This window comes from Arthrobacter methylotrophus, from assembly GCF_039539965.1.
Classification (GTDB): domain Bacteria; phylum Actinomycetota; class Actinomycetes; order Actinomycetales; family Micrococcaceae; genus Arthrobacter; species Arthrobacter methylotrophus.
The window spans coordinates 1741998-1764539 of the sequence record NZ_BAABED010000001.1 but is presented as its reverse complement, the minus strand read 5'-3'; the positions used below and the strand labels follow the sequence as shown (position 1 = coordinate 1764539).

Sequence of the window (22542 nt, the reverse complement as noted above, 5' to 3'; positions counted from 1 at the left end):
TGTGCGGCCACCCGGTTCTTTGGCGTGTCAGCGGCAGACGAGGGCGTACGTGTGCGGGTCAGAGATGCCGGGAAACGGTGCGTCGTGAGGGGTGTCGTCGGTGATGAGGATGTCCCTGACGAGCGCAATGACGTCGGACCGCAGGTGCAGGGTGGTCTCGTCCAGACGGGGCCAGCCGGTGGCACGGAAGACGTCCCGGACGTCCGTGCTGGCGTCCCAGAGCACGCCCAGGAAGGGGTCGTGAAGATGGATTGCCACGGAGGATTCCTGGCCGCGGCGGAACTGCCGCATGGCCTCATCTGTGAGCCAGACGGCTGCCTCTGGGGTAGAGGTGAGAAAGTGGTTCTCGAAGGCGCCGTCGGAGACTGCCCAGAGGATGGTGCTGGTTGTAGCGGGCGCTGGCCGGGAGGCGGTGATGGTGCTCATGCCGGCTATGTGTGCGGACGGGCCCGAATCCGGGCGCGGTAAAGGACGGCCGCCCTTCATCGGTGACTACTCACATGCTCGGCAAGTCCTAACCGAACGCCCCACGGGCGTCCGATTCGTTGTCAAAGAGCCGGCAGCCCCAGTAGGTCCAGGTGCCGTCGCTCCTGCGGTGGAACAGGTGCCGGCTGTCACTGATGGTGCTGTACTGGTGCACTGCGTCATCCAGCGAGGTTGCCCGGATGGGGACTTCGTTGAGCTGCCAGGCGGTTTCTGACTCCCCGGTCGCCGCGAAGCCTTCAGCCCAGATGATCCAGAGGGTCTCGGATGGCGTGTCCTGTCTGGCTTGGGTTGCTGTCGTTGTCATTGCGTTGCGTCCCTTCCTGCTGAGGCTTCTTAAAGTCCGCCGCGGCACGAAATCCGTGTTGAAATCATGCCGCGGACGGGGGTGGTTCATTTCACTCACTCCGGTGTTGCCAAAAGAAGAAAGGCTGGAACCGCAGTGTGATGCGAAAGATTATTGTTAGGGAGCCTAACTAAAAATTCCAGTCATCCGACTCGGTCGCTACCGCCTTGGACGAACCCATGACATAGGAGCTGCCACTGCCGGAGAAAAAGTCGTGGTTTTCGTCCGCGTTCGGGGACAGTGCGGACAGGATGGCCGGGTTCACGTTGGTGGTGTCGGCGGCGAAGATCGGGTCGTAGCCGAGGTTCATGAGGGCCTTGTTGGCGTTGTAGTGCAGGAACTTCTTGACGTCCTCGGCCAGCCCGACACCGTCGTAGAGGTCATGTGTGTACTGGACCTCGTTGTAGTAGAGCTCCATGAGCAGGTCGTACGTGTACTCGTGGAGTTCCTCGCGGCGGACCTCGGTTTCCTTCTCCAGGCCCTTCTGGAACTTGTAGCCGATGTAGTAGCCGTGGACGGCCTCGTCCTTGATGATGAGGCGGATCAGGTCGGCCGTGTTCGTCAGCTTGGCCCGCGAGGACCAGTACATCGGCAGGTAGAAGCCGGAGTAGAACAGGAAGCCTTCGAGCAGGGTGGAGGCGATCTTGCGCTTGAGCGGGTCGTCGCCCTCGTAGTAGTCCATGACGATCTTCGCCTTCTTCTGAAGGTGCTCGTTTTCGACCGACCAGCGGAAGGCTTCGTCGATCTCCTTGGTGGAGCAGAGCGTCGAGAAGATCGAGGAGTAGGACTTGGCGTGCACGGACTCCATGAACGCGATGTTCGTGTAGACGGCGGCCTCGTGCGGGGTGATGGCGTCCGGGATGAGGGACACGGCCCCGACGGTGCCCTGGATGGTGTCCAACAGGGTCAACCCGGTGAAGACGCGCATGGTGAGCAGCTGCTCTTCGGGGGTCAGGGTCGCCCAGGACTGGACGTCGTTGGACAGCGGGATCTTCTCCGGCAGCCAGAAGTTGTTGACGAGACGGTTCCAGACCTCTACGTCCTTTTCGTCCTGGATGCGGTTCCAGTTGATCGCGTGGGCTTGTTCAATGAGTTGGAGGGATCCCATGTTGTTCTCTTTCGTGGTGCTGATGTAGTGCCCGGGCCGGAGCTATCCGACGGTTTTCAGGGTGTCTGGATTCCCCTATGCGTCCCGGTGGCCGACGGGCGTTCTGCGCCTGGAACCTGAGGACTGCACTTGGGGATGGTTTCTTGGAGTGGTGGTCTGGTCTATCGCTCTGGAACATGCGTAGACCGCGCCGCAAACTCCGGTCAGGCCGCTTCGGCCGCTTCTTCCAATGACTGGCCGGCCAGGGCCCGGTATCGGGTGATGCCGCGGACGATGGCGTGCAGGTTCCAGAGGTAGCGGAAGGAGTGGTTGGTGAAGTTGTACTCCCACGTGTCCGTGAGTTCGAGCAGGTCGTGGCTGAACCGGTCCAGCGCGCTGCGCGCTTCTTCCTCACCCTCCGCGGCGTAGTTGAGGACTTCTTCCTCGAGCACGGACAGCGCCTGGCCATGGAGCGCCTCATCTACGCCGTCGAGCTGGTCGATGGCGGCATCGCGGACGGTGTCGGTGAAGACCTTCGCGGAATAGACGGCGGCCGGACCGCTGGAGGCATGGATTTTCTCCGCCCAGTAGCCGGGGTTGATGCTGCCGTCGGGGCGCTCGAAGAACCGGAGCATGTCCTCCATGCGGGAGAACATGAAGGTCCCCATGTCGCCGTTGATGGTCAGCAGGTTCGGAGTGGTGATGAGTTCGTACCAGCCGATGGAGTTCCCGGGCGTTGCGAACCGCAGGTGACGGTAGAGCCCCTGGTCGAGCAGGACGGTCATCTGGTGGCCGGCCGTGTCGGCGGCAAAATGGCTCTTCGGGTCGTTACGGGTTTCCATGCGCCTCATGTGTGCGGCGACTGCGGTGCATCTCTTCGCGCCGGGCAGCAGAAAGCCCCGGCGCGATGTCACCGGGGCGATTGCCGGACTGCGCTGCGGCCGCTCGGCCCGCTGAGGTTGTGAGCCCACATGGGCAAGTGAATCGTGGGCGGTCTGCTGTGCGTGTCCTTCACCGTCAATGTGTGCGGCGGCCGCGGATTTCCTTCCCCGTGATGCTGCGGGCAGCAGAAAGCCCCGGCAGACATCCTGCCGGGGCCTTCTCAGGATCTCCCTGCGATGTGCATTTTTGTGCACTCAGAGTAGATCAGCGTGCATCAAAGTGCACACGAAACGCAGCCCTCTACCTCGGTCCCGTCCAGTGCCATCTGGCGCAGGCGGATGTAGTAGAGCGTCTTGATGCCCTTGCGCCAAGCGTAGATCTGGGCTTTGTTGATGTCGCGGGTGGTGGCGGTGTCCTTGAAGAACAACGTCAGGGACAGGCCCTGGTCCACGTGCTGGGTCGCAGCGGCGTAGGTGTCGATGATCTTCTCGTAGCCGATCTCGTAGGCGTCCTGGTAGAACTCCTGGTTGTCATCCGTCAGGTACGGCGCCGGGTAGTAGACGCGGCCGATCTTGCCTTCCTTGCGGATCTCGATCTTGGCTGCGATCGGGTGGATCGAGGCCGTCGAGTTGTTGATGTAGGAGATCGAGCCGGTGGGCGGGACGGCCTGCAGGTTCTGGTTGTAGATGCCGTGCTCCATGACGGAGGCCTTCAGCTGCTCCCAGTCGGCGATCGTCGGCAGGTGGATGCCGGCCTTGTCGAAGAGCTCCTGGACGCGGGCCGTGGCCGGCAACCAGTTCTGAGTGACGTACTTGTCGAAGAACTCGCCGGTGGCGTACTTGGACTTCTCGAAGCCTTCGAAGACCTGGCCGCGTTCCTTAGCGATCAGGTTGGATGCCCGGATGGCGTGGAAGACGATGTTCGCGAAGTAGATGTTCGTGAAGTCGATGCCTTCTTCGGAGCCGTAGAGGATCCTTTCGCGGGCGAGGTAGCCGTGCAGGTTCATCTGGCCAAGGCCGATGGCGTGGCTCTTGGAGTTGCCGTTGGCGATGGAGGGCACGGACTTGATGTCGGACTGGTCCGACACTGCGGTCAAGCCGCGGATGGCCACCTCGACGGTGGCGCCGAGGTCCCCGCCGTCCATGGCTGCGGCGATGTTCATCGAGCCCAGGTTGCAGGAGATGTCCTTGCCGGTGACGTCGTAGCTCTGGTCCTCGTTGAAGGTGCTGGCCGAGGAGACCTGGAGGATCTCGGAGCAAAGGTTGGACATGATGATCTTGCCCTCGATCGGGTTCGCCTTGTTCACTGTGTCCTCGAACATGATGTACGGGTAGCCGGATTCGAACTGGATCTCCGCGAGGGTCTGGAAGAACTCACGGGCATTGATCTTGGTCTTCTTGATCCGGGCGTCGTCGACCATTTCGCGGTACTTCTCGGTGACGTTGATGTCCGAGAACGGCATGCCGTAGACCTTTTCGACGTCGTAGGGCGAGAACAGGTACATGTCCTCGTCCTTCTTTGCCAGCTCGAAGGTGATGTCCGGGATCACGACGCCCATGGAGAGGGTCTTGATGCGGATCTTCTCATCGGCGTTTTCGCGCTTGGTGTCCAGGAACCGGTTGATGTCCGGGTGGTGGGCGTGCAGGTACACGGCGCCGGCGCCCTGGCGCTGGCCGAGCTGGTTGGCGTAGGAAAAGGTGTCTTCGAGGAGCTTCATCACGGGGATGATCCCGGAGGACTGGTTTTCGATCTGCTTGATCGGGGCGCCGACTTCGCGCAGGTTGGTCAGGCAGACTGCCACGCCGCCGCCGCGCTTTGAGAGCTGGCCGGAGTTGGAGACGGCCTTGAAGATGGATTCCAGGTTGTCTTCGGTGCGGAGCAGGAAGCAGGAGACGAGCTCGCCGCGCTGGGCCTTGCCGGTGTTCAGGAACGTCGGGGTGGCCGGCTGGAAGCGGCCGGAGATGATCTCGTCCACCAGTTGTCGGGCGATCGTCTCGTTGCCGTCGGCCAGGCCGAGCGCAACCATGGTGACGCGGTCTTCGAGGCGTTCCATATAGCGCTTGCCGTCGAATGTCTTCATCGCGTAGGAGGTGTAGAACTTGAAGGCACCCAGGAACGTTGGGAAACGGAACTTGTGGGCGTAAGCCTGCTTGTAGAGGCTCTTGATGAACTCGAAGCTGTACTTGTCCAGCAGCTCCGCCTCGTAGTACTGGTTCAGGACGAGGTAGTCGAGCTTTTCCTTCAGGTCGTGGAAGAAGACCATGTTCTGGTTGATGTTCTGCAGGAAGTACTGGCGGGCAGCTTCCACGTCAGCACCGAACTGCATCTTGCCGTCCGGACCGTAAAGGTTCAGGTAGGCGTTCAGTTCGTGATAGCCCAGGCCCTTGTACGCCTCCGGGAGGGCGTCGTCCTTGCTTACGCGCTCGGGCGCAAGGGTGTTCGTTTCCAAAATTTCTCCAATCCAGTGCGGACACGCTCCACGTCTTCCGGGGTGCCCATGAGTTCGACTCGGTACAACAGCTGTGTGCGGCACTTGGCCGCGATGACATCCCCTGCGAGGCAGTAGGAGTCATGGAAGTTGGTGTTCCCCGCCGCGATGACCCCGCGGATGAGATTCCGGTTGCCTTCCACGTTGAGGAACTTGATGACCTGCTTCGGCACCGCCCCGCCCTCCGGGCCGCCCCCGTACGTGGGAGTGACCAGGACAAACGGTTCGGTGGCGATCAGGGTCTCATCAGAGGTGCGGACCGACAGCCGGTCAGCGGCCAGGCCGAGCTTCTCGACGAAGCGGTGGGTGTTGTTCGAGACCGAGGAAAAGTAGATGAGTTTCCCCGTCACCGCCCAGCACCATCCTTTGTCGTGGGCCCGTGATCCTGGCCCTTGGTCTGCCCCTATGCGGCCCGGCGGACGACGGGCGTCGCTGACGCGAACAGGGTGTGTTTTGCACCCCCGGGAATGGGGCAGCCCTGCACATGTGTGCGGCGGTCCAAATTGATCTCATCAAACCCATTGACACATATACACAATGCTGTCTATGGTTAAATTACTTAAGACGACGAATCGAAAGAAGGAAGAAATGACCCTCCCGGAACTCACCATCATCCCCGCCGAACCGATCCTCGATGAGGTCCTCACGCCGAACGCCGCCGCGGCCTACCTGAACACCACCCGCCCGAACATCGCCAAGCTGCTGGCCTCCGGGTACCTGAGGCACTTGTCCATGTCGTCCCTGACGCCTCTTCGCAAGGCTGACTTCGTTACCGCCGGCGGATCGCTGCCTCTGATCCAGACGGCCCCAGCCGAGGAAAGCACCGACGGCTGGCGCAAATGGTGGGGAGACGCCCCGCACCTGAGCGACGCTGACTGGTTGAATGCCCAGCGCGGCGACTGGACCGGCGCCGGAGCCGAACGGATCGTCAAGGCTGGCTACCTGTTGGTCGGACTCGGCGGACTGATCACCGGCGTCACCAAGGTCATCAAGGCCGTTCCGTCCGGTGACCCGCGCAAAGCCCGGTTTGAACTCCAGCTCCTCGGCCGCCTCACAGGCGAGCTGAAGTCCGGCGACCGCTTTTTCAACACCGAGGCATCCGACGAGGATCTGGCACTCGCCCGCTCCATCGTGGGCAAGCGTTACGAGCCGCGCGCCGGCGGCAGCGTGATGTGGCTTTGAGCCCGGTGTGACGTCGAAAAGCCCCGGCAGCCAGGTGAGGCTGCCGGGGTTTTTTGTGCGCTTCAGCGCATCATGCAGCCGCGGTGCGGCGTGACGTGTTCGTGGTGGAGGGTGCAGCAGTAGTTTTCGTGGTCGCAGCCGAGGTGCTCGTAGTCGTCGGCCAGGGTGTCCACGTGGACCTTGTCGCGAACCTCATCGGGCTTGCGCATGTCGCCGCGGACGAGGACGACGTTGCGCCCGGACCGAAGCATGCTGAGCGTCCAAACCTCCCCGGTGACCTTGTCCCTGTAAGTGAAGCCGATGCCGAGCAGAATACGGATCGGCGGCAGGGCAAGGGTCACTGCGGACAGCTTGAGGGGAGTCCCGGTACGGGGAGCGGGCCGGGCTGCTCGGGGCGTGTTCTCTTCCATGAAGCTCATGTGTGCGGCAGCCCGGCGGCCGCTCCCCTCCTTAGCGGAAGATGCAGCCCATGTGAGGTGTCGTGTGGGTTCCATGGGTGTCGCAGCAGGCAGTCGTGTGGTCGCAGCCGAGGAACTCGTAGTCCGTGGCCAGCTCCTCCAGGGTGACGTGGTCGCGGACCTGCCGGCCCGGGCCTTTGGCGTCGTGGATGAGGCAGCTGCGGGCCTTGGAGCGTCGTCCTTCCACGAAGAAGACCAGGCCGGTCGCGCGGCAGCGGTAGCTGTCACCGAGACCGGGGCGTATGCCCGGAGTGGATTGAGGGGTGGGGGTTGTCATGGAGCTCATGCCGCTCATGTGTGCGGCACCCCAATGCCAGCTCCCCGTCAGGTCAGCGGCGCGTACTCGGCTCCGAGTTCTGCGTGAGTGACGTAGTCGCGACGTTCGCAGTCGGAGCCGTAGAACTCCTCGGTGAGGGAGATGAGCCCGGCCTCGGTGATCCGGTCAACGTGCCAGGTTCGGCCGGTGGACTGCTTGCGGTAGCGGGCGCCGGCGGCGGGCGCCACGGCAGTGGTGATCATGCTCATGTCTTCCTTGTGCGGCGGCATCTACGGCTGTCATGCGATGCCGAGCCCGCGGTAGAGCCCTGTGATGGTAGTGGCGTTGTGACGGGCAGCCAGGGCCAGAGCAATGCGGGCGCAGGTGCGGGCGTCGTCCCCGGCGTTGTGGGCGGCGAATGCGGGCAGGCCCAGGTGTGCGGCCACGTCGGCGAGCTTGTTTTTGGGCAGCCGGAGCGCGGCTCGCGAGAGGGTCTCGGTGCACCGGAACTCGTTGGCGGGCCTGGGCAGCCCTGCGATCTCGAAGGACGTGCGCAGAACGGCGCCATCGTAGCCCATGTTGTGCGCGAGCACCGGGCCGTCACCAATCAGGGTTGCCAGCTTGCTCATCGACTCGGGCAAGGACGGAGCAGCTGCGGTCATCTCGGGGGTGATTCCGTGCACGCGGGTGGCATAGCGGTCGAACGAGTCAAGGCCGGTGTGCGGGCGGATCAGCCAGGACCGGGTTTGCGTGATGATTCCCCCGCGCACTACTGCCACGCCGATGGCGCAGGCGGAGGCACGGTCGGAGTTGGCTGCTTCAAAATCGATGGCCGTGAAGTCCAGGCCGGGAAGTGTTTCCATGCTCCTCATGTGTGCGGACGGCCCGACACGTGTGCCCGGAATGGCGAAAGGCCCGGCAGGCACCGTAGTGGTGCCTGTACCGGACCTTTCAGCGCAGCAACCCGCTTGGAAGATTCCCGTCCCGACTCCCAGGACGCCGGCCGCGTGCCCCATCGGGAGGCACCCGGCCAGGTGTGTGTTACTGCGAATGGCACCATCGGGTGCCAGTGCCCTGTGCGGCCTCGAATCCGCTGTCCTCCGGGACTCTCACGTTCCGGTCGCTCTGCCTTGAGCTATTAGGGCTTGGGCCCCGGCGGATCCTCACCGCCGGGGGTTGGGTTTCGTTTCTGGACCCTATGTGTGCGGAACCGGTCAAGTCTCTCCCCGCACTGGAAACGTCGGGCAGTCCGCGGCTCAGCCCAGAGCGCGCCGGGCGGTGCTGCCGTCGAGCAGGTCGCTGACGCGGGCCGGGACGAGCTCCCGCAGGAACCCGAGGTTGCCCTCGGCTGAGGATGCGGCGGCCGCTGCCGCCACAGACTCCAGCGCGGACACCGCGGTTTGGCGTGCGTCCTCCGCGTCCATCCCCCAGGCCGTACCCTCGCGAACAAGGTGTTCCAGGGTGATGTAGCCCAGGCGGATCTGACCGGCCACAGTATGGCCTGCGTTGTTGCTGGGCGCATAGAGGAGCAGGGTGGGCGCCACGTCGTAGAGCGGGGCGAGCAGCACTTCGCCGCCGTCGCGCAGGATGAGTGAGTAATTCTTGGAGTGGGCGTCTCCGTTTCCGATCGCCACGTTGAAGGAAACGGCCCGGAGCAGGTCCCTGCGGAATTCGGCGTCATCGCGCGTGTGCGGGGCGGCCGCATTGACCAGCCGGGTCAGCCGCGACGGCGGGGCCGAGGTGCCCTCGTACTTCGCCTCGCTTGTCAGCGCGAGGGCCTGGGTGAAGTCTTCCTGGTGCAGCCGGCTTCCGTCCGGCGCCCGGTCGAAGCGGTCCACCACGATGGCCTGCCGGGCTCCGAACTTCTCCAGGTGCGCGTTCGCGGCCGGCAATCCGGCAGCCGAAGCCGTCCTCAGCGCCCAGTCCTCCGAGCCGAGGAGATCCGGAATGCTCGAATCCAGGGGTTCCGGCTTGATGATGTGGGTGGAGACAGCTCCGCGGCCAGGCCATGCCCAGCCGTCGTCGTGCCTGGTCAGCAACACCTTGGACTGGACGCCGCCCAGAGATGCGGTGACGAGGAAGTCGTCGGGTAGGTCCCAGGTCGGGAGGGACTCCACGACCCCCGTCACTTCGTCCTCCGTCATGGGGATGGCGGCGCCCGGGCGTTCCGGTGATTCGCCGGGTGGCAGGACCTGGACGGCGCCGGCACAGTCTGCACCAAGCACGCGCAGGAGGCCGAAGGCGTCAGGTGTTGTAAGCCTGTTTTCCTTGGCAAGGTGGGAGCGCACCTGGCCTTCCGGCAGGAGCCCGTCGAAGAAGTTGTAGACCTCCGGCCCGCCGATCCTTTTTCGGCTCAGAGGCATGGACAATGAAAGCAGTATGGACTCGGCACCATACTCGGCCAGGGGTGCCCGGTCGTACTGGAAAGACAAGCGAAGTCCACTACCGGTGAGCTCACCGATCCGACTACCGCGGAGGAAGACGTCGAGGGTGCGTGCGCTCATGAGCTGACCTGAAGCTTGGAGAAACGTGGCACGAGGGCTACGTCACGGCCCAGGAGCCTGATCGCCTGCATCGCGACGACAACGGACACCGCCTCTCCCGCTTCGAGGCGGATGATGGTGCCGCGGGTCACCTTGAGCCGATCCGCCAGGTCCTGCTGAGTCAGGCCGGACTCCTTGCGCGCATCACTGATGCACCGCCCCAGGGACGGGGCATCCACGGCCCGGTAGAACGGGGTCAACTCGTCATGTTCCATATATCGATCATATTGCTTATGAGGCCAATTGTTCAATATCTCGAACATTCAGTCTTAAGCGACAAATGTTCGATATTTCTTACAGCACGTCGTGTTGAGGCGGATGAGGAAGGCCCGGCCGGAGACTGGCCGGGCCCCGGTGTCCTTAGCCGAACGGGCGTTCCTGGTCCCTCCAGGCCTGGGCGATGGTGCGGATGTCCATCATGCCGTCCCAGCCTGATTCCATGTACGCGTTCGCAGCGAAGCCGGCGAAGCGTTCGACGGTGTCCCGGTCCTCAAACCCGGTGACGCCCAGCAGATTGCCCTCGTGGACATAGTTGAAGGCGAAGCGGTGGTGCTCGTCCCACTGCTTGCGGTCTTCGGGGCTCAGCGGATCCGGCTCGTCGGGACCGTCCCAGCCGAAGTCTGTCTCGTCCCGATCCTCGGCCAGAGCCGCCGCTGCTTCAGCCGCGGCCTCGTCCTTGTACTTCTGGATGCATTCCTTGGCGGGCGTGCCCGGCGTGAAGTCCAAGTCGCGCTCGATGGGCAGACCGAACTGTCCTCGGACGCTCTCCACCTCGGCGAGGTCGATGTAGCCCCATTCGCCGCCGTGCCCGAGGTTCACGTAGCCGAAGGCCTCGTTCGCCTTGGGGTCGTATTCGGCGATGTACCAATCCATGCCGCCCTGGAAGTAGTGCGCCTGGATCGGCTTGTCACCGAGAGGCCCGTCGCCGTCGGTTGCGTACAGCTCAGGCCAGGACGCCATCTCCTCGGCCGGCGGGTAGAAGTCATGGCCGCGACGCTTCCGCTGCGTCTCAGCGGGCCGGGCGGGTGCCGACGCGGCGAGGGCCACGTCAGGTTCGGCATGGGCGGTGGGCGCGAACTGGCCGCCAACGGGAATTCCTTGCGGCTGGCGGTTGATGCTTTCGGTCATAATGCTCCTCTTGATGCTTCCTTCTCTCTCCTGGTTTGTGTGCGGCACGACTGTTTTACCGCCGAAGAGGGTGCTGGTGGTGAGATCCTGTGGGGATGGGAATGAACAACGAGACGTGGCGCCAGCACGTAGTTTCGCAAGCTCTCTTGAACCGTTTTTGCGACCCGAACGACGACCTGATCGGCGTGTACGACGTCAGGTACGGGCATCAGAAACCCAGCACCTCGAAAGCCATCGGGTTCCAGAAGTACTTCGTCAAACACGAACCCGATGAAGCTGAAAAGCTCTGGCGGGCGGTCGAGGACAGAATCGCCCCGGCATTCCGTGAGATAGATGAGAGCCCCGCCACCTACTCCCCCGAGACATCGGCGGCCGTGAAAGACCTCGTCGCCCTCCACTACGCCCGAAGCATGGCAACACGGCAGATTCATGACATAGCCCTGGCCAACGCCGAAAGGCATGTTCGCTCAGACACGCCGATGCTATCCCGACTGGCGAATCTGAAGCACAGCGGCCTGCACCTCGAGCATGCCCCGGGAATCCATGCGGAGATAGCCGAGGAAATAATCACCGATTTACGTGCCCAGCTATCCACTGGCGTGGACTTCCGCGATGCCCTATTTCGCTTCTTCGAGATAACGAAGGCGCGTCTCTCCGGATACAGTCTGATGATCCGCCCAGCCATTGGCGGCGCCGAGTTTCTGCTGGGAGACTGTCCCGCGGTATCGGTGGCGCGGGGAATGAATCCAGAAGTCCGGGCTCCGCTCTTGGATGCAGCGATGATCACCATGCCTCTGGGACCGCGGAGTATTGCCTTCGTCTACCCAGACGGCATCGCGGAAGCTACTGTCCCTGTCGATGGCATCAACGCAGTCGTCATCAACCGCGGTCAGCTTACGCAGGCACAAGAGCGCGTCTACCACCGGCGCTCAAGCGGACTCGGCGCATGGGCAGAAACAAACAGACCTCCAAGGGGTCACCGCGAGCAGGCGCAGAGTTAGGCAGCGAGCTTCAGCGGCTCCGCGTGTGCCTGCCGGTACGCCGCCGCCCAGGCCTCAATGGGGGTGATCAGGGCAGGCTCCCCGGGGCCGCCGAGCAGTCCGATGCGTTCCAGCCGGTCCCAGACGCGGAATCCGTAAGGGCCGGTGTCGTCCTTGACCCATTTGAGGGCCTTGGAGACCAGTTTGAACTCTGCTACCGGTTCGACCGGCACCGGCCAGTGTCCCGGTGCCACACAGGCGAGCCAGCGCACCTGGTGGGCGCGGGCGCCAAGGATCGGGACCATGCCGAGCGCGTATTCCTTGTCTCCGTGGCCGGCTTGGACGACAGAACCGGCCACCGCTGTGCGGATCGCGCCACCCATGTCGTCCCAGGCTTTCACCTGCACCGCGGTGTCGGGCAGGACATAGAGGTCCCCGACGTCTTCCTTGCGTCCAGCGCCGAGGTAGCGCATTGCCTTGTCCAGAGCGAACTCCGGGAGCAGGTTCACCAGGACGGGGACCGACTCGCGTTCGAAGCGGTCGCCTTTGTCTTTTGAGCTGTTGGCCATGACAGGTCTATGCGGGCCGGCAGCCGACGGGGCTTCCGCCGCGGCTCACACGAACGGGTCCACGTCATCGGGCACCATGACGGCGTCGAAGAGTTCCGCGCCGAAGGCTGGGTCGGCGAACGGGTCGTCGTCTGGAACATATGTCGCGGCCCGGCTCGGGGCGGCCACTGCAAATGGGTCGACTTCGTCGGGCACCATGACCGCGTCGATCACAGGCTCAGGGACGTTCTTCGGTTCCCGGATTACCTGATCGGATTCCCAGGGGGCCAGCTTGCCATTGCGCCACGAGACGTCCACCGCGTCAATCTCTGCGATCCGTTCGGGGGTGATGCTGCCCGTGCGCAGGCCATTGCGCTGGGAGTTGATCCATACCCCGAGGCTGTGCCCGGATTCGGTGTGCTTGACGGGAACGCGGGCATGTCCTTCGCGGGACACGAATACCGAAAGCTTCGAAAGTGCAAGCTCCCATTTAGCCCTGTTCTTTCCCACTCCTGGTCCGGTCATCTGCTTCCGCGTCTTGGCAGGCTTGGGATCCGCGAGAGCCTCGGCCGGTGTCGAGAGTTCGGGCCGCACATCGGGGGCACCGATCTCCAGGTTGGTGTGGCCGTCGAAGAAGTCCCGCAGTCGGGACGTAGAGGCCGGCGACCTGAGTTCCTTCATGGCTTTCGTTTCGATCTGGCGGATCCGTTCCCGGGTGACCCCGTAGATCCTGCCGATTTCATCCAAGGTCATGGTTTCCCCTGTGGCCAGCCCGAAACGGTAAGCAATGACGCTCGCTTCGCGCTCAGTCAGACAGTCCAGCCTGCTGTGCAATGCGGCGCGCAATGCGTCATGGACAGTTGTGTCGAAGGCTGTCGACTCGTCCGGGTCATACAGCGTTTCGCCAAGAAGTTCGAGCCCACCCTTCCCGTTCGGGACTTCCCAGTCCAAGGACGCAGGCGCGATCCGGAGGCGGCGGAGGCGGATGATCTCCTCAACCGTCTTCCCGCTGGCTGCGGCGATCTCCTCGGCTGTACCGTCGCGTCCTTCGCGTTGAAGGAATTCCCGCTCGACAATGAAGACGCTGACGAGTTGCTCGTGGACGTGAATCGGGATTCTGATGGTGCGGGACTGGTCGCCGATTCCGCGGGTGATGGCCTGCCGGATCCACCAGGTCGCGTAGGTGGAGAATTTGAACCCCTTGGTGTGGTCAAACTTCTTGACTGCATGGAGGAGCCCGGTGTTGCCCTCTTGTATCAGGTCCAGGAGGTCCATGCCGCGGCCGGTGTACTTCTTGGCGATCGACACGACGAGGCGCAGGTTCGCGTTCACGAGGGCCATCACTGCGGCGCGCCCTTCAGCGGCCACCATATCCAGGTCGAGGATGGCCCGTCGACCCTCTGGTTTGGCGGTTTTGAGGACGTGCTCGGCGAACAGGCCTGCCTCGATGGCCACGGCCAGGTCGTTGACCTTCTCCGGATTCAGCAGGTCAAAGTCGCCGATCCGATTCAGGTACAGACGGGTGTCGTCGCCGATCTCCCCGTCCAGGGCCGGGCCTTCGGGCTCATCGCCGACTTCGCGTTCGAGGATGAGGGGGGCGGCCGGCCGTTCAACGACGAGCTGCTCCGGGGATTCGATGACCTCTACGGGCGGCACGTATGCGAGGAATTCTTCAACAGCTTCGACGTCGGTCTCGATCCGGAACGCGCTGTCTCCGGGCGAGGTGCGGAGCGATGTGTTGACGGGGCGGTAAGTCAGGGCGGTACTCATGATCTTTCATGTGTGCGGCGAAGCCAGGACCCGTGCCCGTCGCTTTCTGCACAGGCGGCGGCCGGCGGCGGTGAGAGACGAATCCTGCGCTTCTGAGGTGCGGTGGCCGATACTGGGCCTATGCAATAAATGGCCCCACGGCCATTGCCCAAACGTCTACGCATGTTCCAGGGCAGAGGCCAACCACTACAAGCACTCAGGGGTTTATCACCATGGACATCAAACGCCGCCGGATGCTCACCGAGCCAGGCGACACCCTCCTCCTGTCCAAGTCCTCAATGGACACGGCCTTCCGTTTCACGGAATGGCAGGAGGCAACCGGACTCACACCGGACCGGTTCACAGCTGACCCGATCTGCTCCGTTCCGCTGCCCATCTACACGCAGGTGGCACCCGGCGGACGTCAGTTCGCCTCCGTCAAGCCCGAGGTCATGTGGCACCCGCTGTTCTGGCTGCCGCCGCGCCTCGCAGGCCGCTACAACCTCCCCACTGGCCCCGACGGCGCCCTCGAAGCGGAGTCCACAACCATGTGGTCCATCCGTGTCGCATTGGAGCTGACCGCGTCTGGGCTCTACAGCATTGAAGAGGGATGGCTGGACATCCTCGCTACTGTCGGCATCGACGTCGAGAACGAGGTCGACCTGGCCCGCATCGAGGAATGGCAGGCCGGCGGCGTCGACGACTTGCTCGACTCCATCGACCTGGACCTCTACCTGGCCCTGGAGAACAACCCGAACTGGGCCCTCCAGTCCGCGATGGCCCTGACCGAGCCCGCCACGGAAGCGCAGTGGGCGATCCTGGCCGACTCCCTCATGGAAGTCATCATGGATGCCTACGACGAGGCAGCCAACACCCCGCTGCACGAGTTGCGCGAGACGATCGCCGTTGTAGCCTCCCTCGCCGGTGTCCAACTGGACGAGGTCCCGACCGACGACGAGGAGCCCGCCCAGGAATTCTGGGACCGGATCGAACTCGAAGCCCGCGACGGCATCTACTCCACAGTTCAGGAGTTCCTGGACGGACCTGCCTCCGACGCCATGGCATGGTTGACGCTGACCCGCGACACCTACTGGGAATCCGTGGAGGACCTCCAGTCCCTCCAGACACCCCAGGTACCGCAGGAGGTCTGATCCATGGGAGTCACCGTGGACGAGTACATCCCGCTGGAGGCCAGGGTCAACCCCAACGGCTCCGTCGATGTCCTGATCGACGGCATTGCCGTGCCCGGCGGCTCAGGCCTGGCCATGGCCTCGGTGCTGCAGCTCCTGACACGGTACGCCGGCGAGAACGGCAAGCTGCTGATGACCACCACACACCCCAACGGCAGTGTCACACGTGACTTGGTCGACGAAACCGGCGAGATCACCCCGTTCTACCCGGAAGTGAAACCCCGGGCAGTGACGGCTTTCGCCGCCGCCGGTGACCCCTCTGAGGAGGCCCTGCTGCAGGCTCTCAAACAAAGCGGCCGACGCCGCGTCGGATACACCGAGATCGTGGCAGCACCGGTCACACCGGCCGCGCCGGTGACGACCCGGGTGAAGATGGGTGAAGGGGCCATTCCCAAGTACGACGTCGAGGCCGACATCCAGAAGACCCTGTCATCGAAGAAGCCGCCGGCCAGTACGAGGCAGCGGCTTATCGTGACAGTGATCCTCACGGTGATTGTCCTTGCAGTTGTCGCCCTGATCGGCCTGCCGCTGCTGGAAGCGGCAGCGCACGCGCTCGGTGCGCTGCCGGCGCCAGGGGTTGCTGCCCCGGTGCCCTTACAACTCTGACCGCGCTTACAGAAGGCCGCCCTGTCCACGTGACGGGGCGGCTTTTTGTGTCCCGGTGATCCGCCCCGGTATCGCCGCACACATTGCGAGCATGACTACAAATGTTCAGCAGACCAGCGCCGCCGCGTACGCCAGTCTCGAGGATCTCGGGGAACGCCAGACCGCCGTCCGCAACGCGATCAGTGCGATGGGCGCCGCCTGCAACGCCAAGATCGCAAAGTACCTCGTCGTACCCATCAACCAGGTCACCGGCCGCGTCTTCGAACTCCGTGACAAGGGTCTGGTCAAAGAGGCGTACAAGGCCATTTGGCCCGCTACCGGCCGCACCGTCATCTGGTGGGAAACCGTTTGACTGGGGCGGCCAACCCCGAATTCAACACCTAACACCGGCCATTCAGATCTGGTCAGATTACGTTGAATCGACCCTAGGTCGCGGGCTTTCCATTCCAAAGCTTTTGCTGGTTCAGTGATTAGGGGTTCCTTGATCAAGTTGCCTCCGATAACATTCCACCAAGTTGACAAAGCACGACCTTGGGATTGGCCAACTGGGGGCCGGTCCACGGAGCCCAGCTATAAGACTGGAAATACACGGCCAGGAGCACCAGATGCCAGCATCCCCAGCACGCCTCGCCTCACTCCTAATTGCAGCCTTGATCCTATGCAGTTGCTCAGCCGCCGCACCTCAGTCCACCTCGCTCCCGTCACCAAGCGCAGCAAGTGCGACTCCCACAGTGGCGACCGCCTCCCCAGGTACGCCGCAAGCCCTTCCACCTGCAGAGCCTGGACAAATAGGCCCGACAATCACACAGTCAACTCCTCAGCCCACCGCCGGAGCAACAGTTTTGCCGAACGGAGTAATGGGCGTTACTTGGCAGTTGGCAACAGCCAAGGGTTACAAAGGCCGGCTCGATGTGGCTTTATTTAAGCCTTCAATCCAGCTCGGAGATCCTGGCTATATCGAAGTGTCTTCCCTCACCGTGGCGTCTGCAGTCGTCACGGATGAAACCGATGGCGGACGTCCAGTGTGGGCTACCAGTGGCGGGGGCACCCTTTTGATGACTATTTACGCCGCCTGGAAAATCCCAAAGGAATGGGCCAAGTACGCACAGCCCGACGCCGGGTGCCCCGGATGCGACTATTCAAACGGCTATCTTGTATCCGAGGCCCGTCTGGAGAACCCTGAAGGAGTAGGCACTGGCTTTATTCAGGTCACACCTACCCGGCCGCTGAATTTCGTCCCTCAGACCTCATGCATTGGCTGTCCTGGTGCAGCCAGATTCAGCCCAATTTACGGGGCGCCAGAGAACGCAGCTGTCGCACAGCTTCCAGAGACTGAGCAAGGGCGCCTTGCTGAATTATTGAACACGAGCCCCGACGTGATCTACGTTGCTCCGCCTACGAACGTCCCAGGCGGCTTCATGCTCGGCGACAATACCGATCACATGATCTCGATGCCATGCATCATCACCGGCTCCGGTGGCACTCAGGACGGATATGTCATTGGCATTGCGGACATGAAAGGCCCGGGCATTCTCAAATGGCCAGAGTCCCACTCAACACCGGGCACCCCCTGCTACGCGAACAACACAGCGGCTCCACCTAAGTGAGCACGGATCGACTACCTGTGCAGCACAAACAGCCGTTCTTCCGCTTCAGTGGTCGGCAGACGAGCAACCGCTCCTCGAAATGAAGGGGCGCCCCCATTCGTTCCGACGCACTCACCGCTCCCCCACATCCGGTCCGCCAAAAAGCCGGGTGAGCCAGGCGCCGAGGGCACTTGCCCCAGCTGAACCTGCGGGTTCCTTTGTGGCGGGGCCGCCTTTGAGCGCCCTCGCACGTCAACGGGGTCAGTTTTGAACAACATCATTCGTGCTTCAAAGTGACGAATAATCCTCCGTACGTTTGGGCGTTAGTTCCTGGTGCAACGGACACAAGTTCGTATCCCTGCTCTGACCATTCGTTGATCAGCGCTGTTGAATTCTTGGCCTCAATCGCCTCGTTGCTGTACGAGATGGACTCAGGCACCCAAAAGACCTTGTAGTTCGTCATGAAGCTGATTCTAAGGTCAGGGTGGCGCCGTAGACCTTTGCAAGTCCTGCCGCACACATAGCGACCATGGCGAATCTCCACTTCCCCGGCCCCGCGTCCTGCACCTCATACGCCGATGCCTCTGCACCGGCACTGACGGATCCCCCGGAGCTTGACTACAAGTTCTTCTCCCCGGAATTCCTGGACGAACTCGAGGAACACTACCGGTCTTTGGCCGTCGGCCACATCCCGGCATAGGAGACCTCGGACGGCACTCCCGTCCTGCATGATCCCGGGCCCGCCGGCCCCCATCCAGCCAGACAGAATTCAGAGGCACCCATGGCGTTTGTCCAACTGCATAACCACACCGAACATTCCGCACTAGACGGCCTGGCAAGAATCAAATCCACAGCCAAAACAGCCGCAGACCTCGGCCAGACTGCCATGGCAATCACTGACCACGGCTCCCTCGCCGGTGCGTGGAGGTTCACAAAGGCATGCAAGGCCGCAGGGATCAAGCCGGTCATCGGCATCGAGATCTACATGTCCATCGGTGACCGCTTCGAGCGCAACTCTGAGATCGTGGACCGCAACGACGACACCACCGCCGACGCCGACGACGGCAAGGGTGACACCAAGGAAAAGCGTTACGAGCACCTGACCCTGCTGGCCCGCAACGAGATCGGCTGGAAAAACCTCCTGGCCCTGCACAACAAAGCCGAAGAATCGTACTGGTACAAACCGCGCATCGACTACGCCCTGCTCAAAGAGCACGGCGAAGGCCTCATCGTGCTCTCCGGCTGTCTGGCCGGCCCCGTCGCCGGCCCACTGTCCCGCGCCGCCGGGGAAGCCGCCAAGGCCGCCGAGCTTGAAGCCCGGGAGCCCGCGGACGATGCTACGGCCGCGAAGCAGGCCGCCGAAGCGAAAGTCTGCCTGGCGAAGTCGGCCGAGTTCGCCGCCGAAGCCCGGACCAACCTGGACACCCTGATCGACTGCGTCGGCAAGGAAAATGTCTACCTCGAGATCATGTACCACGGCATCGACGCCGAGCAGTCCGTCCTGAAACCGATCGGTGTGCTCTCCCGCGAGTACGACATCCCGATGGTCGTCACCAACGACTGCCACTACGAAAAAGAAGACGATGCCGCCGCACACGAAGGCTTCCTCGCTGTCGGCAGCAAGAAGGGCCTGGACGACCCGGCCCGCTTCAAGTTCAACGGCTCCGGCTACTACGTGAAGTCCGAGCAGGAAATGCTCGACATCATGCCCGGCAGCAAGTCCTGGGCCGACGCCTGCGCCATGACCCAAGTGATCGCCGACCGCTGCGATGACCAGGTCATCCCGACGCCGCACCAGCGCCTGCCGCGCTACCCGCTGCCCGAAGGGTTCGATGACTCCAACGTCTACCTGAAAAAGCTCGTCCAGCAGGGCGCCGTCAACCGCTACGGCTACGACCCGGAGACCAAGGAGCGGATCCCGCTGTCCGCCGAGGTTAAAGAGCGCCTCCGGACCGAGCTGGACATCATTGCCGAAATGGGCTTCCCGGACTACTTCCTCATCATGTGGGACGTCATCAACTGGTGCCGCTCCGATGCCCCCATCGAGTTCGACAACCCGGACGCGCCCCGGAAGAAGCCGATCCTGGTCGGCCCCGGCCGCGGCTCCGCGGCGGGCTCTGCCGTCTCCTACTGCCTGGGCATCGTGGGCATCGACCCGCTCTACAACAACCTGCTCTTCGAGCGGTTCCTCGAGCCTGGCCGTGCCGGCATGCCCGACATCGACGTCGACTTCGAAAAGGGCCGCCGCGACGAGGTCTTCGCCTACCTGGGCTACCGCTGGGGCAAGGGCAACGTGGCACGCATCGGCACCTTCGGCGTCGCACTGTCCAAGGCTGCCATCAAGGACGCGGCCCGCATCCTGAAGCCCTCCGGCGCCAGCGAAGAAGTGAAGGCCCAGGCCAAGGCACTCTTCGAAGCCGGGGAACGCGCCAAGGGAGCCACCTTGCTGCGCGACGCAGAAAAAGCAGCCTCCGACCGGGCCACCCACATCCTGCGCCTCGGCAACAAGATGTCCGACCTGGTGCCCGCATCAGGTGAAAAGGCCTACGACTTCAGCCACCTGGCCGATACCAAGGACCAGGCCGGGCAGGCCTTCCGTGACCTTGTCGAAGAATCAGGTGAGGACGCGCAGAAGATCCTCGAAATGGCCCGTGCCTTCGAAGGGGTCATCAAGAACGAATCTATCCACGCCTGTGGCTTCGTCGTCTCCCCCGAACCCCTGGACGAACTGGTTCCCCTGCGCTGGGCTTCCCACGCCGCAGACGCCGACCCGGCAGCTCCCCGGGTCATCTGCTGGGACGGCCCCGAGGTCGAAGACTACGGGTTCCTCAAAATGGACATCCTGGGCCTGATGAACCTGGACATCGTCTCCACCGCGCTGGAAAACATCGAAATGTCCACCGGCGAGAAGCTCACCATGGATGACATTCCCCACCCGGACACCAAGGGGAACCCGAAAGTCGATGCCGCGTTCGCGCTGATCGCCGCCGGCAACACAGGTGGTGTCTTCCAGATGGAATCGCAAGGGATGATCAAAATCGCCCAGGACGTCGTTCCGGAATCCCTGACCGACATTTCAGCCATTGTCGCCCTGTTCCGTCCGGGTCCGCTAGCCGCCAAGGTCCCGGACCGGTACGCCGCGCGTAAAAACGGGCTCGAAGAGGTCGACTACAACCAGTTCACCTCCGACCCGATCGAGCAGGAATGGATCGCCAAGGTCCTCGGCCCCACCTACGGGGTTTTCGTGTTCCAGGAATCCTTGATGCGCCTTGGCACGGTCATTTCCGGGTTCGATGCCTCCCAGCGTTCCGTGCTGCGTAAGGCCGTCGGCAAGAAGGACGCCAAGAAGATGGCCGAGGTCGGCCAGATGCTGGCCGCCGGCGCCGAGCAGGAGTTCTTCGACGAGGACGGGGTGATGATCTCCCCGAAGTTCTCGGCGAAGACCGCCGCCCACATGTTCGAGCTGATGAAGGGCTCCGCTTCCTACCTGTTCAACGCCTCGCACTCCGCCGCGTACGCCCAGCTGGCATTCGTCACCGCCTACCTGAAGGCCAACTGGCCGGTCGAGTACGCTGCCGCGATCCTGGCCATCGCCGACAAGGACGACAAGCGCATGAACGCGTTCTGGTCCCTGAAAGCGGACGGCATCACCGTTCTCGCCCCGGACGTCAACCTGTCCCTGGCCCGCACCGCCCCGGTGAACGGCTCCGTTCAGATGGGTCTGGCAGAGGTCAAGGAGGTCGGGGTCGCCGGCCACTACATCGTCGCCGAACGCAACGCGAACGGGCCGTTCAAGAACCTCCACGACGTGCTCACCCGCGTAACCGTCCCGGGCAAGAACGGAGCCGAACCGACGAAGCTTCCCGTCGGCGCCATCCAGGGCCTCATCGAAGCCGGCGCCATGGACTCGTTCGGGCCCCGGCTCGGGCAGCTCATGACCCTGCGCGCCGCCCACAAGACGGACCTGTCCCCGGTCGACGCCGAATGGTCCGATGTTGAGGAGTCCACCCGTCAGCGCCAGCGCCTCGGCGTCAGCCTCGGAACCCACCCGCTGCAGTCCCTCAAGGACGAGATCCTCGAATGGGAGGGCCCGGGCGGCGGCAAGGCCACACCGCTGCACCGGATCGCGGACGAGAACGGTGAAGCGGTCCTGACCGTGGGCGTCATCTCCATGTGGGAGGAGAAAGGCTACTCCGGTGGCCGCCGGGCCAACTTCGCCCTCGAATCCTCCAAGGTCACCATCCAGGGCGTCATGTGGGACCGCACGCTGTCCAACCTGCGCCGCCGCGGCGTGGTTCCCAAGGTCGGGGACGTCGTCGCCGTGTCCGGCAGGGTCAACGTCCGCACCACCTCGGTCGGGGACGATGACGCCGAGACCCAGGACACCATCACCACCAAGGAGCTCTCCATTTTTGAAGTCTGGCCGATCGCTTCGGCAACCGCCCCGGAAATCAACGAGCCGCCCGCGGTCATCGACTTCGCCGCCAAATACCGCGAGCTGCGCGCCGCCAACCCGGACAAGCCCAAGGGTCCTGACGGCGGCAAGGACGATGACACCGTCAAAGCCCCCGCCGTTGAGCCCGAAAAGACGGTCGTCGCAGAGGTCACCGACCTTGATGACCACCGGAAGAGGACACGGACCCGAGTGGTTGTTGTGGCCACCTCGGCACTGGGCCGCGGCCTGAACGGAACGATCCTCTCCGGTGATTCGGCTGCCGTGAAGCCCCACTCGGCCACGAGCTGGCCCACCAAGAAGGTGCAGCCGGGATCCATCTACCGGGTTATGTGCCCCGGCGACGTCGTGGTCATCCTCTTGGTGAAGTCCCCGTCCCTGGGGCACGCCCAGCTGCTGGAAATCTCCGCCGGTGTCGACATCGACGACCCCCGGTGGACGAAGCAGGACGGCTCCAATGCCCTCTACACCTGGTACCTGCTGGAGCAAGCTGAAGAGGGCGCCGGCGAGGCCGAAGACACCCGGGCCGCTTAGGCGGTGAGAGTGGCCCCGGAATCCGCACACATGAGGAAAGAAC

Annotated in this window: 24 protein-coding genes; 8 read left to right on the top strand and 16 right to left on the bottom strand. The window is 63.3% G+C overall.

The features are described 5' to 3' along the window. Positions 1 to 27 precede the first annotated feature (27 nt). The 6 genes from ABD884_RS08920 to nrdI all read right to left on the bottom strand — a co-directional run bounded on the left by ABD884_RS08920 (position 28) and on the right by nrdI (position 5636). Entirely contained in the window at positions 28 to 426 is a 399-nt protein-coding gene (locus tag ABD884_RS08920; protein ID WP_345043673.1) for a hypothetical protein, read from the bottom strand. 88 nt (positions 427 to 514) lie between these two features. Next, complete coding sequence (locus ABD884_RS08915) at positions 515 to 880, bottom strand: hypothetical protein (RefSeq protein ID WP_345043667.1); 366 nt, start codon at positions 878 to 880, stop codon at positions 515 to 517. Positions 881 to 959: 79 nt separating this feature from the next. Next, a complete protein-coding gene (nrdF, locus tag ABD884_RS08910; RefSeq protein WP_345043662.1) occupies positions 960 to 1937 on the bottom strand; it encodes a class 1b ribonucleoside-diphosphate reductase subunit beta in 978 nt (325 codons plus the stop codon). Between the two features lie 203 nt (positions 1938 to 2140). Further along, the gene (locus ABD884_RS08905; RefSeq protein ID WP_345043654.1) at positions 2141 to 2758 is read right to left on the bottom strand and encodes a hypothetical protein; all 618 of its coding nucleotides are present in this window, start codon (positions 2756 to 2758) and stop codon (positions 2141 to 2143) included. 314 nt (positions 2759 to 3072) lie between these two features. Further along, positions 3073 to 5247 (bottom strand): class 1b ribonucleoside-diphosphate reductase subunit alpha, encoded by a 2175-nt coding sequence (gene nrdE / locus ABD884_RS08900; protein ID WP_345043649.1) that lies wholly within the window; start codon positions 5245 to 5247, stop codon positions 3073 to 3075. Beyond that, entirely contained in the window at positions 5214 to 5636 is a 423-nt protein-coding gene (gene nrdI, locus ABD884_RS08895; RefSeq protein WP_345043642.1) for a class Ib ribonucleoside-diphosphate reductase assembly flavoprotein NrdI, read from the bottom strand. The genes nrdE and nrdI overlap by 34 nt, the downstream gene beginning before the upstream one ends. Before the next feature lie 196 nt (positions 5637 to 5832). On the opposite strand from nrdI, the gene ABD884_RS08890 reads away from it, so the two are divergent. Beyond that, complete coding sequence (locus ABD884_RS08890) at positions 5833 to 6468, top strand: hypothetical protein (protein ID WP_345043632.1); 636 nt, start codon at positions 5833 to 5835, stop codon at positions 6466 to 6468. Between the two features lie 62 nt (positions 6469 to 6530). Here the strand turns inward: ABD884_RS08890 and ABD884_RS08885 are convergent, their stop codons facing one another. The 7 genes from ABD884_RS08885 to ABD884_RS08855 all read right to left on the bottom strand — a co-directional run bounded on the left by ABD884_RS08885 (position 6531) and on the right by ABD884_RS08855 (position 10853). Beyond that, a complete protein-coding gene (locus tag ABD884_RS08885) occupies positions 6531 to 6878 on the bottom strand; it encodes a hypothetical protein (RefSeq protein WP_345043626.1) in 348 nt (115 codons plus the stop codon). 40 nt (positions 6879 to 6918) lie between these two features. Next, a complete protein-coding gene (locus tag ABD884_RS08880; protein WP_345043622.1) occupies positions 6919 to 7221 on the bottom strand; it encodes a hypothetical protein in 303 nt (100 codons plus the stop codon). A 29-nt stretch (positions 7222 to 7250) separates the two neighbouring features. Further along, positions 7251 to 7451, bottom strand: coding sequence for a hypothetical protein (locus tag ABD884_RS08875; protein WP_345043618.1), 201 nt, complete (start codon positions 7449 to 7451; stop codon positions 7251 to 7253). Positions 7452 to 7481: 30 nt separating this feature from the next. Beyond that, positions 7482 to 8045: an exonuclease domain-containing protein gene (locus ABD884_RS08870; protein WP_345043612.1), complete on the bottom strand. Its 564-nt coding sequence runs from the start codon at positions 8043 to 8045 to the stop codon at positions 7482 to 7484. Between the two features lie 393 nt (positions 8046 to 8438). Further along, positions 8439 to 9686 (bottom strand): type II toxin-antitoxin system HipA family toxin, encoded by a 1248-nt coding sequence (locus tag ABD884_RS08865; RefSeq protein WP_345043605.1) that lies wholly within the window; start codon positions 9684 to 9686, stop codon positions 8439 to 8441. Next, on the bottom strand, positions 9683 to 9940 hold the full coding sequence (locus ABD884_RS08860; protein WP_345043600.1) for a helix-turn-helix transcriptional regulator: 258 nt from the start codon (positions 9938 to 9940) through the stop codon (positions 9683 to 9685). The genes ABD884_RS08865 and ABD884_RS08860 overlap by 4 nt, the downstream gene beginning before the upstream one ends. Positions 9941 to 10085: 145 nt before the next feature. Further along, positions 10086 to 10853, bottom strand: a complete 768-nt coding sequence (locus ABD884_RS08855) for a DUF2958 domain-containing protein (protein ID WP_345043594.1) — start codon at positions 10851 to 10853, stop codon at positions 10086 to 10088. Positions 10854 to 10948: 95 nt separating this feature from the next. On the opposite strand from ABD884_RS08855, the gene ABD884_RS08850 reads away from it, so the two are divergent. Further along, entirely contained in the window at positions 10949 to 11854 is a 906-nt protein-coding gene (locus tag ABD884_RS08850; protein WP_345043589.1) for a DUF4238 domain-containing protein, read from the top strand. On the opposite strand, the gene ABD884_RS08845 is transcribed toward ABD884_RS08850, so the two are convergent. After that, positions 11851 to 12402, bottom strand: coding sequence for a hypothetical protein (locus ABD884_RS08845; protein WP_345043585.1), 552 nt, complete (start codon positions 12400 to 12402; stop codon positions 11851 to 11853). The genes ABD884_RS08850 and ABD884_RS08845 overlap by 4 nt on opposite strands. 45 nt (positions 12403 to 12447) lie before the next feature. Continuing rightward, complete coding sequence (locus tag ABD884_RS08840) at positions 12448 to 14151, bottom strand: sigma-70 family RNA polymerase sigma factor (protein ID WP_345043581.1); 1704 nt, start codon at positions 14149 to 14151, stop codon at positions 12448 to 12450. Between the two features lie 212 nt (positions 14152 to 14363). Between ABD884_RS08840 and ABD884_RS08835 the strand changes: the two genes are divergently transcribed. From ABD884_RS08835 to ABD884_RS08820, 4 genes are all read left to right on the top strand, one after another. Further along, positions 14364 to 15281: a hypothetical protein gene (locus ABD884_RS08835; RefSeq protein ID WP_345043574.1), complete on the top strand. Its 918-nt coding sequence runs from the start codon at positions 14364 to 14366 to the stop codon at positions 15279 to 15281. Between the two features lie 3 nt (positions 15282 to 15284). Beyond that, entirely contained in the window at positions 15285 to 15926 is a 642-nt protein-coding gene (locus ABD884_RS08830) for a hypothetical protein (protein WP_345043569.1), read from the top strand. A gap of 91 nt (positions 15927 to 16017) precedes the next feature. After that, complete coding sequence (locus tag ABD884_RS08825; RefSeq protein ID WP_345043564.1) at positions 16018 to 16278, top strand: hypothetical protein; 261 nt, start codon at positions 16018 to 16020, stop codon at positions 16276 to 16278. Between the two features lie 253 nt (positions 16279 to 16531). Continuing rightward, positions 16532 to 17533 carry a RodZ family helix-turn-helix domain-containing protein gene (locus tag ABD884_RS08820; RefSeq protein WP_345043559.1) on the top strand — a complete coding sequence of 334 codons (1002 nt, stop codon included), beginning with the start codon at positions 16532 to 16534 and terminating at the stop codon, positions 17531 to 17533. Positions 17534 to 17789: 256 nt separating this feature from the next. Here the strand turns inward: ABD884_RS08820 and ABD884_RS08815 are convergent, their stop codons facing one another. Beyond that, positions 17790 to 17975, bottom strand: a complete 186-nt coding sequence (locus ABD884_RS08815) for a hypothetical protein (protein WP_345043553.1) — start codon at positions 17973 to 17975, stop codon at positions 17790 to 17792. Positions 17976 to 18041: 66 nt separating this feature from the next. On the opposite strand from ABD884_RS08815, the gene ABD884_RS08810 reads away from it, so the two are divergent. Both ABD884_RS08810 and ABD884_RS08805 read left to right on the top strand, forming a co-directional pair. Next, positions 18042 to 18212, top strand: coding sequence for a hypothetical protein (locus ABD884_RS08810; protein ID WP_345043547.1), 171 nt, complete (start codon positions 18042 to 18044; stop codon positions 18210 to 18212). A gap of 81 nt (positions 18213 to 18293) precedes the next feature. Beyond that, positions 18294 to 22499, top strand: coding sequence for a DNA polymerase III subunit alpha (locus ABD884_RS08805; protein ID WP_345043542.1), 4206 nt, complete (start codon positions 18294 to 18296; stop codon positions 22497 to 22499). Positions 22500 to 22542 lie beyond the last annotated feature (43 nt).

What these genes read in the sequence shown, in the direction of transcription:
- ABD884_RS08920 (WP_345043673.1), bottom strand. Translation starts at nt 426, where the DNA reads ATGAGCACCATCACCGCCTCCCGGCCAGCGCCCGCTACAACCAGCACC.
- ABD884_RS08915 (WP_345043667.1), bottom strand. Translation starts at nt 880, where the DNA reads ATGAACCACCCCCGTCCGCGGCATGATTTCAACACGGATTTCGTGCCG.
- nrdF (WP_345043662.1), bottom strand. Translation starts at nt 1,937, where the DNA reads ATGGGATCCCTCCAACTCATTGAACAAGCCCACGCGATCAACTGGAAC.
- ABD884_RS08905 (WP_345043654.1), bottom strand. Translation starts at nt 2,758, where the DNA reads ATGGAAACCCGTAACGACCCGAAGAGCCATTTTGCCGCCGACACGGCC.
- ABD884_RS08890 (WP_345043632.1), top strand. Translation starts at nt 5,833, where the DNA reads ATGGTTAAATTACTTAAGACGACGAATCGAAAGAAGGAAGAAATGACC.
- ABD884_RS08885 (WP_345043626.1), bottom strand. Translation starts at nt 6,878, where the DNA reads ATGGAAGAGAACACGCCCCGAGCAGCCCGGCCCGCTCCCCGTACCGGG.
- ABD884_RS08880 (WP_345043622.1), bottom strand. Translation starts at nt 7,221, where the DNA reads ATGAGCGGCATGAGCTCCATGACAACCCCCACCCCTCAATCCACTCCG.
- ABD884_RS08875 (WP_345043618.1), bottom strand. Translation starts at nt 7,451, where the DNA reads ATGAGCATGATCACCACTGCCGTGGCGCCCGCCGCCGGCGCCCGCTAC.
- ABD884_RS08870 (WP_345043612.1), bottom strand. Translation starts at nt 8,045, where the DNA reads ATGGAAACACTTCCCGGCCTGGACTTCACGGCCATCGATTTTGAAGCA.
- ABD884_RS08865 (WP_345043605.1), bottom strand. Translation starts at nt 9,686, where the DNA reads ATGAGCGCACGCACCCTCGACGTCTTCCTCCGCGGTAGTCGGATCGGT.
- ABD884_RS08860 (WP_345043600.1), bottom strand. Translation starts at nt 9,940, where the DNA reads ATGGAACATGACGAGTTGACCCCGTTCTACCGGGCCGTGGATGCCCCG.
- ABD884_RS08855 (WP_345043594.1), bottom strand. Translation starts at nt 10,853, where the DNA reads ATGACCGAAAGCATCAACCGCCAGCCGCAAGGAATTCCCGTTGGCGGC.
- ABD884_RS08850 (WP_345043589.1), top strand. Translation starts at nt 10,949, where the DNA reads ATGGGAATGAACAACGAGACGTGGCGCCAGCACGTAGTTTCGCAAGCT.
- ABD884_RS08845 (WP_345043585.1), bottom strand. Translation starts at nt 12,402, where the DNA reads ATGGCCAACAGCTCAAAAGACAAAGGCGACCGCTTCGAACGCGAGTCG.
- ABD884_RS08840 (WP_345043581.1), bottom strand. Translation starts at nt 14,151, where the DNA reads ATGAGTACCGCCCTGACTTACCGCCCCGTCAACACATCGCTCCGCACC.
- ABD884_RS08835 (WP_345043574.1), top strand. Translation starts at nt 14,364, where the DNA reads ATGGACATCAAACGCCGCCGGATGCTCACCGAGCCAGGCGACACCCTC.
- ABD884_RS08830 (WP_345043569.1), top strand. Translation starts at nt 15,285, where the DNA reads ATGGGAGTCACCGTGGACGAGTACATCCCGCTGGAGGCCAGGGTCAAC.
- ABD884_RS08825 (WP_345043564.1), top strand. Translation starts at nt 16,018, where the DNA reads ATGACTACAAATGTTCAGCAGACCAGCGCCGCCGCGTACGCCAGTCTC.
- ABD884_RS08820 (WP_345043559.1), top strand. Translation starts at nt 16,532, where the DNA reads ATGCCAGCATCCCCAGCACGCCTCGCCTCACTCCTAATTGCAGCCTTG.
- ABD884_RS08815 (WP_345043553.1), bottom strand. Translation starts at nt 17,975, where the DNA reads ATGACGAACTACAAGGTCTTTTGGGTGCCTGAGTCCATCTCGTACAGC.
- ABD884_RS08810 (WP_345043547.1), top strand. Translation starts at nt 18,042, where the DNA reads ATGGCGAATCTCCACTTCCCCGGCCCCGCGTCCTGCACCTCATACGCC.
- ABD884_RS08805 (WP_345043542.1), top strand. Translation starts at nt 18,294, where the DNA reads ATGGCGTTTGTCCAACTGCATAACCACACCGAACATTCCGCACTAGAC.